Raw genomic sequence first — 15,665 nt, forward strand, 5'->3', positions numbered from 1 at the left:
GGCCCAGGCCGCCCCGGACGCCTCCCCTCACGCCGCGCCGCCCTGTTGCGGCGCGCGCGCCGCGAAGGCCTCGTGGTAAGCCACGTCGCCGCTGGCCGATAGCGTGTAGACCAGGGCCATGAAGTACTCCGGCGGCACGCCCGGGTAGCGCAGGTCCGGCCGCGTCTCGAAGCCGAAGCGGCGGTAGTACGCCGGATCGCCCATCACCACGCAGCCCGCCGCCCCCAGCGCCCGCAGCCGCGCCAGGCCCTCGCGGATCAGCGCCGCGCCCACGCCCCTGCCCTGCATGTCGGGCAGCACGGCCACCGGGCCCAGCCCATACCAGTCCGCCGAACCATCGCCGATCGTCACCGGCGAGAACGCCGCGTGCCCCACCTGGCGGCCGTCCTCATGCGCCACCAGCGACAGGGTCAACGCGCCCGCGCGGCGCAGCGCGTTATTGATGTAGCCCTCGGTCTGCTCGCTGTGCGGGTGGTCCGCGAAAGCGGCTTGCGTCAGCGCGAAGATCGCGTCGATGTCGGCGGGGGTTTCGGGAAGAATGCGCATGTAGGACTCCTGTAAAGCGAAAAGCGAGTTTACGCGGCGATCCGCCTTGACCCTCGCCAGCGCGCTCGCTACATTTTGAGACCGGCCGCGACTGCGTCCGCGCCCCACCCACACAGAACGTCCGCAGGATCCTCATGAACAGCTACCGCGTCGGCATCGCCGGCTTCGGCGCCATCGGCCAGTCCGTGGCGCAATCCCTGAACGCCGGCCTGCCCGGCCTGAGCCTGGCGGCCGTGGCCGTGCGCGACCCCAAGGCCCCGCCCGCCTTCGACTGGCGCGAGCCGCCGCGTTTCAGCACGCTGGCCGACCTGCACGCGCATTGCGACGTGGTGGTGGAGTGCGCGCCGGCCACCGTGTTCCGCGAGCTGGCCGAGCCCGTGCTGCGGGCCGGCAAGAAGCTGGTGGTGCTGAGCTCGGGCGCGCTGCTGCGCCACGCCGACCTGATCGAGCTGGCGCGCCAGCACGGCGCCCAGATCATCGTGCCGTCCGGCGCCATCCTGGGCCTGGACGCGATCACCGCCGCCGCCGAAGGCGAAATCCATTCGGTCACGATGATCACGCGCAAGCCCGTGCGCGGCCTGCTGGGCGCCCCCTATCTGGCGGACAACAACATCGACCTGACCGGCATCACCGAGCCGCGCCTGGTGTTCCGCGGCTCGCCGCGAGAGGCCGCCGTCGGTTTCCCGGCCAACCTGAACGTGGCGGTCAGCGTGTCGCTGGCCGGCATCGGCCCGGACCGGACCACGCTGGAAATCTGGGCCGACCCGGCGCTGGAACGCAATATCCACCGCGTCGAGGTGGACTCGGACTCGGCCTCGTTCTCGATGGAAATCCAGAACATCCCCTCGGCCAATCCCAAGACCGGCCGCATCACCGCGCAAAGCGTCATCGCCGCGCTGCGCAAGCTGACCGGGCCGCTGCGCGTGGGCACCTGAATCCGGGCGGCGCCCGGCACGCGCCGCCGCGGCACGCAACACCGACCGGACGCCGGCGCGCCAGCCGCGCTCGCGCCCCGCTTGTTTGCACCAGAGAAGAAAATGATCATCGGCATAGACCTGGGCACGACCAACAGCCTCGCGGCCATCTGGCAGGACGGCGCCTCGCGCCTGGTGCCCAATGCGCTGGGAACATGTCTCACGCCCTCTTGCGTCAGCCTGGACCAAGACGGCTCGCTGCTCGTGGGCCAGGCCGCGCGCGAACGCCTGCAAACCCATCCGGACCGCTCCGCCGCGCTGTTCAAGCGCCATATGGGCAGCGACAAGCCGTTCCGGCTTGGCGACCGCGACTTCCGGGCCGAGGAGCTGTCCTCGCTGGTGCTGCGCGCGCTGAAGGCCGACGCCGAAGCGCTGCTGGGCGCGCCGGTGCTCGAAGCCGTCATCAGCGTGCCCGCGTATTTCTCCGACTCCCAGCGCCAGGCCACGCGCATCGCGGGCGAACTGGCCGGCCTGAAAGTCGAGCGCCTGATCAACGAACCCACCGCCGCCGCGCTGGCCTACGGCCTGCACCAGCAGCAGGAGGAAACCCAATTCCTGGTATTCGATCTGGGCGGCGGCACCTTCGACGTGTCGGTGCTGGAGCTGTTCGAGGGCGTGATGGAAGTCCGCGCCACGGCCGGCGACAACTTCCTGGGCGGCGAGGACTTCGTCGCCGAGATCGTCAAGCAGTTCCTGCAACGCGCCGAGGTGCCGGCCCAGGCCCGCGACGATCCTCGCTTCATGCAGCAACTGCTGGCGCAGGCGGAAATCGCCAAGATCAAGCTGTCGCAGCAGGCCGAATCGCGCCTGCGCGTCGCGTGGCGGGACACGGAGTACGCGCTCGACCTGACCCAGGACCGGCTGGCCGACTGGAGCGAGCCGCTGCTGGCCCGTCTGCGCGCGCCCGTCGAACGCGCCTTGCGCGACGCGCGCATCCGCAGCGCCGACATCGCCACCGTGGTCCTGGCCGGCGGCGCCACGCGCATGCCGCTGGTGCGCCAGCTCGTGACCCGCATGTTCGGCCGCTTTCCCAACATCGAGATGAACCCCGATGAAGTGGTGGCGGCGGGCGCTGCCGTCATGGCGGGGCTGAAGATGAAGGACCAGGCGCTGGACGAAGTGGTCATGACGGACGTGTGCCCCTACACTCTGGGTGTCGAAGTCACGCGCACCCTGCCGTCGGGCCAGCGCGTCGACGGACACTTCTCTCCGATCATCGAACGCAACAGCGTCGTGCCGATCAGCCGCGAGGAAACCTACTCACCCGTGGACGACAACCAGCTCGAAGTGGAGCTGAACATCTACCAGGGTGAATCCCGGCTGGTGCGCGACAACATCCTGCTGGGCACGCTGAAGATGCCGCTATCGCGCCGACCGCGCGCCGAGTCGTCGTTCCAGGTCCGCTTCACCTACGACGTCAACGGCCTGCTGGAAGTCGAGGCCGGCATGCCCGGATCAAGCCAGCGCCAGCGCATCGTGATCCAGAGCGCCGACAAGCATATGAGCGACGCCGAAGTCCAACGCCGGCTGCAAGAACTGGCCTCGCTCAAGATCCATCCGCGCGAGCAGACCGCGAACCGCACGCTGCTGGCGCGCGCCGAGCGGGTCTATCAGGTATTGCGGGGCGACGAGCGGCAACATCTGGCCAATGAAATCCTGCTGTTCGAGCAAGTGCTTGAGCAGCAGGACGCACGCCTCATTCCGCCCGCGCGAGCCCGGCTGACGCAAGAGGTCGACGCGCTGGAACGGTACAGCGTATTCGATCGTGCCTACGATCCCGGCTACAGCGAATAGCCGCATGCCTGACGCACTGTTCTCGACGCTCGGCATCTCGCCCACCACCGACCAGAAAGCCATCCGCCGCGCGTATGCCGCGCTGCTCAAGCGCACGGACCAGGCCGGCGACCCGGAAGGTTTCGCCGCACTGCGCGAAGCCTACGAGCGCGCACGCGCCTGGGCCGAATGGCAGCGCGAGCAAGACGACGAAGAGCCGGAACCCGGCCCCGCGCCGATGGAAACAGCCGCGGCAACCCCCAGCCTGGATCCCGCGTCGGCCCAGGACGAATCACGCCCCATCGACACACCTCGCGCTGGCAAGGCCGCTCCCGCCTGGACAGCGCCCGCACCCGCGCCTGGCCCCACACCCGAACAACAGGCCGAAGGCGTGATCCACTGGACGCGCACGCTGATGCAGGCGGCCGCCGACCAACACAGGACACTGTTGGGAAAGGCGATGCTGGACGAGCGCCTGTCGCGCCTGGATGCCGTCGAGCAACTGTCCGCCAGCCTGGCGCAGTCCATCCGGGACCAGCCGGATCGGCAACTGGCGCTGTTCGAGGCGGCGACCCGCCACTTCGGCTGGAACCAGGTAGGTCAGCCGTTTCCCGACGACTGGAACCTGTCTCTCTGGTTCCAGCGCATTCAGGATCAGATGGAATTCCTGGCCCGCCTGCCGCCGGAACAGCATCCCGCCATGCAAGCCGCGCTGCGCGCGGCGCGGCGGTGGCGCAAGCCCATGTTCTGGCAAGCCATCAAGCACGGCGACAGCCTGGAGACGTTGTGCCGTGAAGCCCCGGACCTCGCCGCGCTCGACATCGGCGCCGAGGCCGCGACGGCTTGGCGCGGCGCGGCGGCGCGCTGGCTCCGAGGGCGGTGGCTGCTCGCCTGGATGTCGATGCATCGGATCAAGGTCTGGATCACCATCGTCTGCGTGCTCGCGCTGATCTACATGTATCACGACGCGCATCGTCCATTGACCTATCCGCAGGTCGCGCCATTGCGTTCCGTGAAGATGGACGGGCACGTCACCGTCAAGTCCCTGACAATGAAGTCCTATGCCGAGCATTGCGTCAGCGGTCCGCTCGCCGACCTGGGCTGGTGCACCGTGCTCGGCGTACCCCCTGGCCGGTGGCCCGACGATCTGCCAGACGCGCTGGTCTTCGCGAAATATCCCGATCCGATTTATCCCACGGGGGAATGGCGCAACGGCATCGGCGGCGTTGTCTACATGCGCGTGCTGCTGGACGAAAAAGGCGTGGTGCGGCATGCGGTCATCCTGTCGCCCGATCCCAACCGCGCGCTGAACATCGCCGCGCTCGCGGCCGCGGACCAGCTCCGCATGCAGCCCGTCGAACGCGACGGCAAGCCATCGTTCAGCCAAGCCGTACTGGTGTTCCGATACATCCCCGATTCACCATCGAGCCGGCAACGTTGACGGCCGCAGCCGCTGGCGTATCCGCCGGACGGCATGCTAGGCCGCTTCCCGCCGCGGCGTTTTCTCCATCGGCCCCATCGACCACCTGCCCGTCCCATCCAGCTCCAGCCGGTGGCTATGGAACGCATCCAGCGTCCCTCGATGCCCCACGCTGACCAGCATCGCCTCGGGCAGGTCCGCGCGCAGCCGGCGGTACAGCGCATGCTCCAGTCCCTCGTCGGTCGCCGAGGTGGCCTCGTCCAGGAACACGATCGCGGGCCGGTTGTACAACACCCGCGCGAACGCCAGGCGCTGCTGCTCGCCGATGGACAAGACGCGCGACCAGTCGGCGGCTTCGCCCAGGCGCGGCGCCAGATGGCCCAGGTTCACGCGCTCCAGCGCGTCGGCCAGGCGCGCATCATCCCGCGGGCCGGCCAGGCCCGGATACGCCACCGCCCCGCGCAGCTCGCCCAGCGGCAGGTAGGGCCGCTGCGACAGGAACAGCGCCCGCGCGCCCAGCGGCCGCCGCAGCCGGCCCTGCGCACAGGGCCACAAGCCGGCCAGCGCGCGCAGCAGCGTGGTCTTGCCGCTGCCCGACGGCCCCTTGATCAGCAGCGCCTGCCCCGGCAGTAGACGCAGGTCCAGGCCGCTAACCATGGGCCTGCCATCGGGCCGCTGCACGCTCAGCCCATCCAGCGCCAGCTCGCCATGGTCCTCGGCAGTCACGGCCGGCAAGGCGCGCGCGGCCTCGTTGGCATCCAGGAAGCCGCTCAAGCGGTCCAGCGTGGCGCGGTACTGGGCGAAGGTGTCGTATGAGGTGCGGAAGAAGGACAGCGCGTCCTGCACCTGCCCGAAGGCCTGCGAGGTCTGCATCATGTCGCCCAGCTTGATCGCGCCGGAAAAGAAGCGCGGCGCCTGCAGCAGGAAGGGAAACACCACCGCCACCTGGCTCACGGCCAGGTTGAAGCCGTCGAACTTCAGGCCCCGGTAGACGCGCGCCCACAGATTGGCCACGTAGGCCAGGAAGCGCTCGCGCAGCGTGGCGCGCTCCACGCCCTCGCCCTGGTAGAACGCCACGTTCTCGGCGTTCTCGCGCAGCCGCACCAACGCATAGCGGAAGTTGGCGGTCAGGCGCTCGGACAGGAAGCTCAGCCGGATCAGCGGACGGCCTATGCGGAACGCGAACACGGTGGCGATGACGACGTACACATAGACCATGAACACCATGGCGCGCGGGATTTCCACGCCCGCCACCGCCAGCGCCCCCGACAAGCCCCACAGGATGGCGGTGAACTCCACCAGCGACACCACCGCGCTCAGGGCGCCGATGGCCAGCGTGCGCGTGCCGGCGACAAATAGCCCGACGTCCTGCTCGATGCGCTGGTCGGGGTTGTCGACGGGCTGGTCCAGGAAATGGCCGCGATAGTAGGCGCGGCCGTCCAGCCAGTCATGCGTCAGGCGCTCGTTGAGCCACACGCGCCAATGGATGTCGAAAGCCTGGCCGGCATAGCTGTCGGCCAGCGTGCGCAGCACGTGCACGCTGGCCAGCACGCCGAAGATGGCGAGGAAATGCCAGAACGCCTTTTGATCCAGCGCCTGCAGCGCACTGTAGAAGCCGTTGTACCAATAGGAAAACAGCACCGTCATGCGCACGGCGAACATGGCCAGGAACAGCAGCAGCGCGACGGTCAGCAGCGGCCGCCAGCTGCGCCGCGGCGTCAGGTAGGGCCAGGCCAGCCGCCAGAACTTGCGGCCCCAGCCGGTGAAGCGGGCCAGCAAGGCGGCGGACACGGCCAGCGCCACGGCCGTGATACAGAAGGCGCGCAACAGCCACCATGCGCTTTGCGCGAGCTGGTCGTTCCAGTTCAGGTCCATCGCTTGGAAACCTTGTGCGGGATTTCCAAGTTAGACGGGGCGCGCGAGCCGAGTTCCGATGCGCCGCGCCGCCTTAAGCCCGGCTTAAGTCTGCGACGCGCCGGCGGGCCGCAAGTCCAGGTTGGCGAACAGATCGGCCAGCGTCGGCACCGAGCGCGCGGGCCAGATCGCGCTCAGGTCGAAGCTGGGCAGCGACTGTCCGTCGCGCACTTCGCAAAAGCGCACGCCGCTGAAATCCATCGACCGGATCCAGCTGGGCAGCAGCGCCACGCCGCAGCCGCCGGCCACGCAGGACAGCACGGTCAGCGTGCGGTTGGCCTCCTGCGCCACGTGGGCGTCGTGGCCCGCCTTGCGCAGGGCGTCGAGGATATCCGCATAGAACGAAGGCAGCTGCGCCTGCGGGTACATCACCAGCCCGGCCTGCGCGATGCGCGCCAGCGAGGTCTGCCCGTCCGGGTCCAGCTCGAACTCGTCGGGCACCGCGGCCACCAGCCGCTCGCGCAGCAGCTGGCGTTCGCGCATGCGTCCGCCCACGGCCACCGGCGTGTGCATCAGGCCGATGTCGATGCCGCCGTCCTGCAGGGCCTGGGCCTGCTCGGCATTGCTCATCTCGCGCAGCACCACCTTCACGCCCGGCGCCTGCCGCCGCAGTTCGCGCAGCGCGCGCGGCAGCGTGTCGAACAGCGCCGAGGTCACCAGCCCCACGGTCAGCTGGCCGGCGCTGCCGCGCGCGATCTCGCGGGCGCGTTGCTCGGCGGCGTCGATGCGGGCCACGCTGACGCGCGCGTCCTCGACGATGGCCAGCGCCGCCGACGTGGGCGCGGCGCCCAGGCGGGAGCGCTCGAACAGGCGCACGCCCAGGTCCTTCTCCATGCGGCCCAGCGCCTGGCTCAGCGCGGGCTGCGCGATGCCCAGCCATTCAGCGGCGCGGCTGACGCTGCCATGGTCCATCACCGCCAGGAAATAACGCAGATGCCGGGTTTCCATATCAATCCGGTATGAATAAAACATTTTCTAACAATAGAAAACTATACCTTGCCTTTCTAGAATTCCGCCATACGGAAAACAGGCGTCCGCTCCAGGCCGGCGCCGCCCCGCAGGAGACCCGCTTGCAAGGCCCCGCCATCGACACTCATGCGCATGTCTTTCGCCAGGGATTGGCGCTGGCCGACGCGCGCCGGCACACGCCGGACTACGACGCGACGCTGACGCAATACCTGGCCTTGCTGGACGCGCACGGCGTGGCGCGCGGCGTGCTGGTGCAGCCCAGCTTCCTGGGCACCGACAACAGCCATCTGGTCGCGGCGCTGCGCGCCGCCGGCGGCCGGCTGCGCGGGGTCGCCGTGGTGTCGCCCGGCATCGCGACCGAGGATCTGCTGGCGCTGGCCGAGGCCGGCGTGGCCGGCATCCGGCTCAACCTGATCGGCCTGCCCCTGCCCGCGCTGGACCAGCCCGCCTGGCAGGAATTGCTGGCGCACGTCAACACGCTGGGCTGGCATGTGGAAGTGCATCTGCAGGCGAGCCGCCTGCCCGCTATCATGCCGGCCCTGCTGGCCGCCGGCTGCCGCGTGGTCATTGACCACTTCGGTCGTCCGGACCCGGCCCTGGGCATCGCCGACCCCGGCTTCGCCTACCTGCTGCGCCAGGCCAACAGCGGCCAGGTCTGGGTCAAGCTGGCGGCGCCCTATCGCAACTGGCCGGCGCCGGACTATGCGCGGGCCGGCCGTGAAGCCGCCCGGCTGCTGCTGGACGCCTACACGCCCGACCGGCTCATGTGGGGCAGCGACTGGCCCCATACCGAGCATCGCCACCTGGCGTCCTACACCGCGGCGACGCAGTGGCTGGACGCCTGGATCGACGATGCCGCGGCGCGGCAAGCAGTGCTTGCCGATACCCCGCTGCGGTTGTTTCAATTCACTGGAGAAGCACGATGACCCCTCTGTTCAAACGCGTTGCCCGCCGCGGCGCCCTGCTGCTGGCCGCCGGATTGCTGGCCGGCGGCGCCGGCGCGGCCTCGGCCGCCTACCCCGAGCGCGCGATCACGCTGGTGGTCACCTACCCGCCCGGCGGCACGGTCGACGTCGTCGCCCGCCTGATCGGCCCCAAGCTGGCCGCCGAGCTGGGCCAGCCCGTGGTGATCGAGAACCGTGGCGGCGCGGGCGGCATGATCGGCGGCGCGGTCGTCGCCAAGGCCCAGCCCGACGGCTACACGCTGATGCTGGACGCCTCGAACCACGCGCAAAACCCCGCGCTGCACTCGCGCATGCAGTTCGACACGCTGACCGCCTTCGCGCCGGTGTCGCTGCTGCTGCGCGTGCCCAACGTGCTGGTCGTGACGCCCTCGTATGAAGTCAAGACCGTGGCCGACCTGATCAAGCTCGGCCAGCCGGATCAAAAGAGCCATGTCTACTTCGCCTCGGCCGGTCCCGGCTCGGCCCAGCACCTGGCCGGCGAGCTGTTCAACCTGCTGGCCAAGACCCAGCTGCAGCACGTGGCCTACAAGGGCGGCGGCCCGGCCATGATCGACGTCATGTCCGGCCAGGTGCCGGTCATGTTCGCCAGCATGGGCTCGGCCTGGCAGCACGTGAAGAACGGCAAGCTGCGCGCCGTCGCGCTGGGCGGCTCGACCCGCTCGCCGGCCGCCCCGGACCTGCCCACCATCGCCGAATCCGGCGTGCCCGGCTACGAGACCTATGAATGGAACGCCGTGTTCGCGCCGGCCGGCACGCCGCCCGAGGTCGTCACGCAGCTGTCGCAGGCGCTGGCCAAGGTGCTGAAGGACCCGGCGATCGCCGAACAGCTGGCCGGCATCGGCGCCGAGCCCATCGGCTCCACGCCCGCCGAACTGGACACCTTCCGCCGCGCCGAGATCGAGAAATGGCAGCGCGTGGTCAAGGAAGCCAATCTGAAGCTGGACTGAAGTCCGCATTGAATACGGCCGGGCCGAGACAGGCCCGGCTCCCGGTTTGCCGGTTTGCGGCGCTCTTCGGAGCGCCGTTTTTTTTTGCGCCGTCGCGACCGGATCCCTATGCGCCCGGTTCGGATTCGCAGTACCGGCCCGCCGCCTGCTTCATCGCACGGGCGTCCGCGCCGGCCGGGGCGCTCGCCAGACCAACCATGAAATACCGACCGTCGACGGCAGCGTCCTTGCCGATCAGGTAGAGCGTATCTGACCCACCGCCCTGGGACTGTGCCCGCGCGCACCAGGCCCGGCCGATGCCGCGCTGCTGCTCGCGCAACAGACGCAGGCCGTCGGCGGAGGCGCCGGTTTTCAGTTGGACGTCGAAATCCGCCATGGCCTTGGCATCCAATGAAAACCCGGCATGGAAATAGTTCGTGTCGACCCGCGTATACAAGACAATCTGTCGCGCCGACGCGGGCAGGAACACGGGAAACCAGGTGTAGCTGCCCTGCCCTTCGGCCCGCATCGCATCATAGGATTCGAAGCGCCGCTCCTGGCCGTCGTCGAATCGCGCAACCAGCGAGACGCCCGCCAGCACGACGACCAAAGCAACGACCGCGCGGATCCGTGCCGGCATGGAATTCAGGAATCGCATCAGGTCCTTTCCTTGTGTTGCGCGGCAGCATCTTCCGGTGCCGCACGCCCTCATTGTCCGCACGCCCGACAGGACGCCAGCCCGGCCCATGCCCGGCGACGAGCTTTTAGCACAACGCGCGGGCAATCAGGCGGCAACTCGCCTTCGCGCCATCGCCCGAAGGCGCGAAAGTCGGCGCCAGCCCCCCATCCGGCGCGCACCGGCAGGTTTCTACTCCGGGTTTGCCTGGATGAGATAAAACATCAGAAACCTTGCAAAATATTGCATACCGCGCATCCAGTTCCGGCCAGCGCGGCCCGGGACGCGACGCCATGCCTGAGCATCTTCATTCCTACACCGCTGCACCAAACCGGCATAAAAAGATGAAACCAGAGAGCAATGCGCCCGTCCCCTTCCGGCCCGAGGCCGGCCTGCCCGCGACCGACCCGGCCGCGTCCCAAGCCATGCTCGACAGCCTGAGCGATCCCTTCATCTGGCTGGATCCGGAATGGCGCGTGCGCTATCTGAACCCGGCCGCGGCGCGCCTGCTGCGGCGCAGCCTGGGCGAGCTGGCCGGCCACAACGTCTGGGACAGCTATCCCGACCTGGCCGGCTCGGGCTACCACGACGCCTGCCGCGCCGTCGCCGCCACCGGCCAGCCGGCGGCCCATACCGGCTACTACGCGCCGCTGGCGTCCTGGTTCGAGGCCCGCGCCTTTCCGGCGCGCGACGGCATCGTCCTGGTGCTGCGCGATGTGTCCCACGTGCACGCCAAGATCTCGCAGCTGCGCTACCAGGCGACGCACGATTTCCTGACCGGCCTGCCCAACCGGCGCCAGTTCATGGACACGCTGTCCGGCGCCATCGCCGAGGCCGCCGCCGGCCTGGGCCGCCAGCGCACGCTGCTGGCCGTGCTGTTCCTGGACCTGGACCGCTTCAAGGAAGTCAACGACACCTTCGGCCATGCCGAGGGCGACGCGCTGCTGCGCGACGTGGCCGAGCGCCTGCGCCGCTTCCAGACCCCGTCCATCTTCTGCGCGCGCGCCGGCGGCGACGAGTTCGCGCTGGTGTTGCGCGACACCAGCGAACGCGCCGCCGAGGCGCTGGCCAACTCCTTGCTGAACCTGCTGTCCATGCCGCACCAGATTCACGGCCGCTCGGTATCGCTGGGCGCGAGCATCGGCATCGCCACCATGAATTCGCCGGCCGATTCCGCCGACGTGCTGCTGGACTACGCCGACGCGGCCATGTACGCGGCCAAGGCCGCAGGCCGCTCGCAGGTGCGCGTCTACCGCCACGAGCTGAGTCCCGGCTTGCAGGAGCGCAACGCGCTGCGCGGCGACATCCAGGCCGCGCTGGACGACAACCAGTTCGAGCTGCATTTCCAGCCCCAGGTCGACATGCGCAACGGCTCCATCTGCGGCGCCGAGGCGCTGCTGCGCTGGCGCCATCCGTCGCGCGGCCTGCTCGGACCGGCCTCGTTCCTGGACGTGCTGCTGGACTCGCCGCAGGAACTGGCGCTGACCGAGTGGGTGGTCGACACTGCCTGCTGGCACCTGAGCGAATGGCTGACCGTCGGGCTGCCCATCCCCAAGGTCTGCTTCAACCTGTCGGCCCGGCAACTGCTGGCGCCGAACCTGGCCGCCACCCTGGTGCGCCTGTGCCAATCGCACGGCGTGCCGCCCGCGCTGCTCGAAGTCGAGATCACCGAGAACACGCTGATGAGCAACGTGGACCAGGCCACGGCCGCGCTGCGCGAGCTGCGCCAGGCCGGCATCAGCGCGTCGCTGGACGACTTCGGCTCGGGCCAGGCCAGCATGGCCTACCTGATGCAGGTGCCGATCAGCACGCTCAAGATCGACAAGTCCTTCGTCTGGGCGCTGGGCGCGGTGTCCACCGCCACCGCCGTGATTCGCGGCATCGTCTGGCTGGCCCATTCGCTGGGCATGCGCACGCTGGCCGAAGGCGTGGAGACCGAGGCGCAGCGCCAGTTGCTGCAGGACGAGGGCTGCGACGCGATGCAGGGCTATCTGTTCAGCCGCCCCCTTCCTCCGGCCGCCTTCGCCGCGATGATCGCCGCAGCGACCGCCGGCGACATTCCCGAGGGCGACGAGCGCGACGGCGGGGACTTCTCGCCGCCCTGACAACCGGCGGCGGAAGTCGCGCGATGCCACCGGCCCTCCGCGTTGCCCTAGCCCTGGACCCTGACCGGATCGGTCGCCAGCAGATGGTTGGTGAAGGATTCCTTGGTCTCGCAGCGCCAGCTCGCCCACAGCTTGCCCGCGCCTTCGTCCAGTTCCAGCGCCAGCCAGTTGCGGGCCGCCATCACGTAGCGGTTCGAGCCCGGGAACAGCATCATCTCGGCGCTCAGGTTGACGTCCAGCGTCTGCGCGGAACCGGCCACGCTGTTGAGCACGTGGAAGAACAGCCGCTCCATGACGGACACCAGCGAGGGATGCACCACCGCGGTCGAGGTCAGCTGCTGGATCTGCGCCCAGTTGTCGGCCGGCTCCACGTCCTTGCGATAGACCACGCCCCAGGCCGCCACGTGCACGTCGCCCGACACGATGGTCGCGCGCAGGCGCTTGTCCCTGGCGGTGCGCAGCAGGGTCTCGACCAGGCGCCGGCGCTCGCCTTCATGATCGTCATTGGTCCAGTGATCCTTGAGATCGTCGGCGCTGCTGTCCAGCACGTGGTCCTGGCCAAAACTGCCCATGAAGGCCTCGGCCAGCGAGAGCTTGGGATGCACCACGGGCACCGAGGACATGAACAGCAGGTGGCGCGGCGCGCGCGCGGCGCCGGCGGGCAAGGCCGCCAGCCAGCGCTGCATCGCGTCCCAGGACGCGGGACCCATCACCTGCTCCTGGGAACGCTCGCTGCGCAGGTCGGCGACCATCAGGCTGACCGGTCCCGCCTGGTGCGCGAAGGAGAAGCCCGGCTGCCCGTCCAGCAGCGGCAGGGCCAGCTTGTCGCCCGCCAGGACGCGCGGCCAGGCGATGGGCGCGTACAGCGGATCGTCGTCCCGCACCCGCACGTCGGCGCGCGGCGTCAACGGCGGCAGCAGCTCGATGGCGTGCTGCATCTGGAACACCCAGAACGCGCGGCGGGCATGGTGGAACAGGCGCTGGAACAAGGGGCTGCGCTGCATCTCCGGACTGTAGGAGCCCCAGCCGTCGAAGATATCGTGGTCGTCCCACATCATCACCGTGGGCATGCGCGCCATGGCCTGGGCGGCGTCCAGCGGCGTCGCCCCGCCACCCCAGGGCGCGCGGTCCTTGCGCAGCCAGCGGTCGGCGTACAGGCGCAGGTAGTAGTCCTCGATCTCGCGCTCCAGCGCGGCGTCCACCGGATAGCGCAGCTGTTCGTCACGCGTCAGCCCGATCCAGCGCTTGAGCGGCTTGATGTCTTCCCAGATCGAATCGAAGTAGATCTGGTCGCCGCCCATCAGCATCAAGTGAAAGCGCTGGCCGCCCTGGTCGTGGATCTGCGCCTCGTGCCACAGCTGCTCGCGATCGAGCGCATAATCGGCCGGCCGCAGCTGCCTGTCGTGGTTGCACAGCAGGTCGGCCCACACGGCGTTCTCGGCCTTGATGAGCTTGCGCATGCCACCCGGATCGGAAAACCCGTTACAGGACACGTAGGCCATGCGCGGCGCCGCGCCCTTGGCCGGCACGGTGAACTGCCAGGTCTCGTCCACGCCGTCGATGGCGTAGGACACCCGCCGTTCATCCTTGCGCGCCTTGCACGACAGGTCGTAGCGCAGGTAGACGCGCCCCTGATGACGCAACAGCGTCACCGGCGCGGCCGCCCGCTTGCCCTCCAGCGACAGCGCGGGCGCGCCGGCGCCCTCATCCACGCCGATCAGCGCCGATACCTTCCACGTTCCGTCCGCGCCCGCGCCGCGAAACGACAGCACCGGTCCCAGCAGCAATTTCGCCATGTCGCTCTCCCCCTGCGGCCATCGCGCCGGCGGCCCACGCCGCCCGGCCCCTCCCGGCCTGAGGGCAGCGTAATGGCGGCGGCGCGAAACGCCAAGCGCGGCGCGGTTATCATTCTTTTCCTTGTTCCGCTGCACCCCGAATTCACATGGAAAAGATCCGGCTCGACAAATGGCTGTGGGCGGCCCGCTTCTACAAGACGCGCAGCCTGGCGTCACAGGAAATCGGCAAGGGCCGCATCCTGGTCAACGGCCAGCCGGCCAAGCCGGCGCGCGAAGTCGCGGCTGGCGACCGCATCCAGGTGCGCAAGGAAGACCCCGCCATCGAGGTGCTGGTACGCGCGGTGAGCGGCGCGCGCGGCCCCGCGCCGGTGGCGCGGCAGCTCTATGAGGAAACGCCGGAAAGCGCTCAGGCGCGCGAACGCGCCGCCGAGCAGCGGCGGCTGGCGCCCGAGCCGGCGCTGGACCTGGCCGACGGCCGGCCGACCAAGCGCGACCGGCGCCTGATCGACCGCATGCGCGGCAAGTAGGCCGCCGGCGCGATCAGAGCGCGCGGCCCACGATCAGCGGATCCAGCGCCATGTCCGGATCACCGCTCTTGCCGTCGTACGGCAGGCGGTTGAGCACGTAGCGCATGGCGTTCAGGCGCGCGCGCTTCTTGCAGTCGGACTTGACCACGATCCACGGCGCGTCGGCCGTGTCGGTGTGCGCGAACATGGCCTCCTTGGCGCGCGTGTAGTCGTCCCACTTGTCCAGCGAGGCCAGGTCGACCGGGCTGAGCTTCCACTGCTTGAGCGGATGCACCTTGCGCTGCTGGAAGCGGCGGCGCTGCTCTTCCTGGCTCACCGAGAACCAGAACTTGACCAGGTGGATGCCGCTGGACACCAGGTGTCGCTCGAAGTCCGGCACCTGGCGCAGGAACTCCAGGTACTCGGTCTGGTCGCAGAAGCCCATCACGCGCTCGACGCCGGCGCGGTTGTACCAGGAGCGGTCGAACATGACGATCTCGCCCGCCGTGGGCAGGTGCTGCACGTAGCGCTGGAAGTACCACTGGCCGCGTTCGGTGTCGGACGGCTTCTCCAGCGCGACCACGCGCGCCCCGCGCGGGTTCAGGTGTTCCATCATGCGCTTGATGGTGCCGCCCTTGCCGGCCGCGTCGCGCCCCTCGAACAGGATCACCACGCGCTGGCCTGTGGCCTTGACCCAGGCCTGCAGCTTCAGCAGCTCGACTTGCAGCGCGTACTTCTGCTTTTCGTAATTGCGCCGCAGCATGCGGTGGCGGTAGGGATAGATGCCCTCGCGCCAGTCCACGGCCAGCTCGTCGTCCGGATTGCGGCGGCCGACGGGCCCCTGCACGTTCACTTCCAGCAAGGCGCGGTGCACGGCGCGCGCGTCATCCGGCGACAGTTCCTCGATCACCGCGCGCAGCGCCTCCTGCGCCTGGCCGGGGCCGGCGGCCTGGTAGCGGCGGGCGATGTCGGCCAGCACGGCGGCGGTCTCCTGGCGAGCGGCGTCCTCGCGCTCGGCGACGCGGCGGCGCAGCTGGGCGGCGGGCTCGTCGGCCGCCGCGCGCGGGCGGGCCGCCGGCGCGGTGGCATCGGCGC

General features: G+C 69.5%; 13 protein-coding genes. 7 read left to right on the plus strand and 6 right to left on the minus strand.

Annotation, left to right across the window (positions count from 1 at the left end; genetic code table 11):
• Window positions 1–27: 27 nt before the first annotated feature.
• Complete coding sequence (locus AC6LJ9_RS27790) at window positions 28–546, minus strand: GNAT family N-acetyltransferase (protein ID WP_498150052.1); 519 nt, start codon at window positions 544–546, stop codon at window positions 28–30.
• Window positions 547–680: 134 nt separating this feature from the next.
• Here AC6LJ9_RS27790 and AC6LJ9_RS27795 point away from each other — a divergent pair, with 134 nt between their 5' ends.
• The 3 genes from AC6LJ9_RS27795 to AC6LJ9_RS27805 all read left to right on the plus strand — a co-directional run bounded on the left by AC6LJ9_RS27795 (window position 681) and on the right by AC6LJ9_RS27805 (window position 4,734).
• Window positions 681–1,481 carry an aspartate dehydrogenase gene (locus AC6LJ9_RS27795; RefSeq protein ID WP_498150053.1) on the plus strand — a complete coding sequence of 267 codons (801 nt, stop codon included), beginning with the start codon at window positions 681–683 and terminating at the stop codon, window positions 1,479–1,481.
• A gap of 102 nt (window positions 1,482–1,583) precedes the next feature.
• Entirely contained in the window at window positions 1,584–3,314 is a 1,731-nt protein-coding gene (locus AC6LJ9_RS27800; RefSeq protein WP_498150054.1) for an Hsp70 family protein, read from the plus strand.
• 4 nt (window positions 3,315–3,318) lie between these two features.
• Entirely contained in the window at window positions 3,319–4,734 is a 1,416-nt protein-coding gene (locus AC6LJ9_RS27805) for a TonB family protein (RefSeq protein WP_498150055.1), read from the plus strand.
• 36 nt (window positions 4,735–4,770) lie between these two features.
• Here AC6LJ9_RS27805 and AC6LJ9_RS27810 read toward each other — a convergent pair whose 3' ends face one another.
• Window positions 4,771–6,588, minus strand: a complete 1,818-nt coding sequence (locus tag AC6LJ9_RS27810; RefSeq protein ID WP_498150056.1) for an ABC transporter ATP-binding protein/permease — start codon at window positions 6,586–6,588, stop codon at window positions 4,771–4,773.
• 84 nt (window positions 6,589–6,672) lie between these two features.
• Window positions 6,673–7,575 (minus strand): LysR family transcriptional regulator, encoded by a 903-nt coding sequence (locus AC6LJ9_RS27815; protein WP_498150057.1) that lies wholly within the window; start codon window positions 7,573–7,575, stop codon window positions 6,673–6,675.
• 122 nt (window positions 7,576–7,697) lie between these two features.
• Between AC6LJ9_RS27815 and AC6LJ9_RS27820 the strand changes: the two genes are divergently transcribed.
• Window positions 7,698–8,522, plus strand: coding sequence for an amidohydrolase family protein (locus AC6LJ9_RS27820; RefSeq protein ID WP_498150058.1), 825 nt, complete (start codon window positions 7,698–7,700; stop codon window positions 8,520–8,522).
• Window positions 8,519–9,508 (plus strand): tripartite tricarboxylate transporter substrate binding protein, encoded by a 990-nt coding sequence (locus tag AC6LJ9_RS27825; RefSeq protein WP_498150059.1) that lies wholly within the window; start codon window positions 8,519–8,521, stop codon window positions 9,506–9,508. Before AC6LJ9_RS27820 ends, AC6LJ9_RS27825 begins: the two co-directional genes overlap by 4 nt.
• Before the next feature lie 106 nt (window positions 9,509–9,614).
• Here AC6LJ9_RS27825 and AC6LJ9_RS27830 read toward each other — a convergent pair whose 3' ends face one another.
• Window positions 9,615–10,145 carry a YbbD-related protein gene (locus AC6LJ9_RS27830; protein WP_498150060.1) on the minus strand — a complete coding sequence of 177 codons (531 nt, stop codon included), beginning with the start codon at window positions 10,143–10,145 and terminating at the stop codon, window positions 9,615–9,617.
• A 362-nt stretch (window positions 10,146–10,507) separates the two neighbouring features.
• On the opposite strand from AC6LJ9_RS27830, the gene AC6LJ9_RS27835 reads away from it, so the two are divergent.
• Window positions 10,508–12,268 carry a putative bifunctional diguanylate cyclase/phosphodiesterase gene (locus AC6LJ9_RS27835; RefSeq protein ID WP_498150061.1) on the plus strand — a complete coding sequence of 587 codons (1,761 nt, stop codon included), beginning with the start codon at window positions 10,508–10,510 and terminating at the stop codon, window positions 12,266–12,268.
• Between the two features lie 47 nt (window positions 12,269–12,315).
• Here the strand turns inward: AC6LJ9_RS27835 and AC6LJ9_RS27840 are convergent, their stop codons facing one another.
• The gene (locus tag AC6LJ9_RS27840) at window positions 12,316–14,064 is read right to left on the minus strand and encodes an alkaline phosphatase D family protein (protein ID WP_498150062.1); all 1,749 of its coding nucleotides are present in this window, start codon (window positions 14,062–14,064) and stop codon (window positions 12,316–12,318) included.
• Between the two features lie 146 nt (window positions 14,065–14,210).
• Here AC6LJ9_RS27840 and AC6LJ9_RS27845 point away from each other — a divergent pair, with 146 nt between their 5' ends.
• Window positions 14,211–14,591, plus strand: coding sequence for an RNA-binding S4 domain-containing protein (locus tag AC6LJ9_RS27845; RefSeq protein WP_212321520.1), 381 nt, complete (start codon window positions 14,211–14,213; stop codon window positions 14,589–14,591).
• A 13-nt stretch (window positions 14,592–14,604) separates the two neighbouring features.
• Here the strand turns inward: AC6LJ9_RS27845 and ppk2 are convergent.
• On the minus strand, window positions 14,605–15,665 hold a 1,061-nt coding region (gene ppk2 / locus AC6LJ9_RS27850), incomplete at its 5' end, for a polyphosphate kinase 2 (RefSeq protein ID WP_498150063.1).

It is taken from the genome of Achromobacter sp. 1011811831 (assembly GCF_059760905.1).

Coding starts and splice junctions, on each gene's coding strand:
- AC6LJ9_RS27790 (WP_498150052.1), bottom strand. CDS start 546: ATGCGCATTCTTCCCGAAACCCCCGCCGACATCGACGCGATCTTCGCG.
- AC6LJ9_RS27795 (WP_498150053.1), top strand. CDS start 681: ATGAACAGCTACCGCGTCGGCATCGCCGGCTTCGGCGCCATCGGCCAG.
- AC6LJ9_RS27800 (WP_498150054.1), top strand. CDS start 1,584: ATGATCATCGGCATAGACCTGGGCACGACCAACAGCCTCGCGGCCATC.
- AC6LJ9_RS27805 (WP_498150055.1), top strand. CDS start 3,319: ATGCCTGACGCACTGTTCTCGACGCTCGGCATCTCGCCCACCACCGAC.
- AC6LJ9_RS27810 (WP_498150056.1), bottom strand. CDS start 6,588: ATGGACCTGAACTGGAACGACCAGCTCGCGCAAAGCGCATGGTGGCTG.
- AC6LJ9_RS27815 (WP_498150057.1), bottom strand. CDS start 7,575: ATGGAAACCCGGCATCTGCGTTATTTCCTGGCGGTGATGGACCATGGC.
- AC6LJ9_RS27825 (WP_498150059.1), top strand. CDS start 8,519: ATGACCCCTCTGTTCAAACGCGTTGCCCGCCGCGGCGCCCTGCTGCTG.
- AC6LJ9_RS27830 (WP_498150060.1), bottom strand. CDS start 10,145: ATGCGATTCCTGAATTCCATGCCGGCACGGATCCGCGCGGTCGTTGCT.
- AC6LJ9_RS27835 (WP_498150061.1), top strand. CDS start 10,508: ATGAAACCAGAGAGCAATGCGCCCGTCCCCTTCCGGCCCGAGGCCGGC.
- AC6LJ9_RS27840 (WP_498150062.1), bottom strand. CDS start 14,064: ATGGCGAAATTGCTGCTGGGACCGGTGCTGTCGTTTCGCGGCGCGGGC.
- AC6LJ9_RS27845 (WP_212321520.1), top strand. CDS start 14,211: ATGGAAAAGATCCGGCTCGACAAATGGCTGTGGGCGGCCCGCTTCTAC.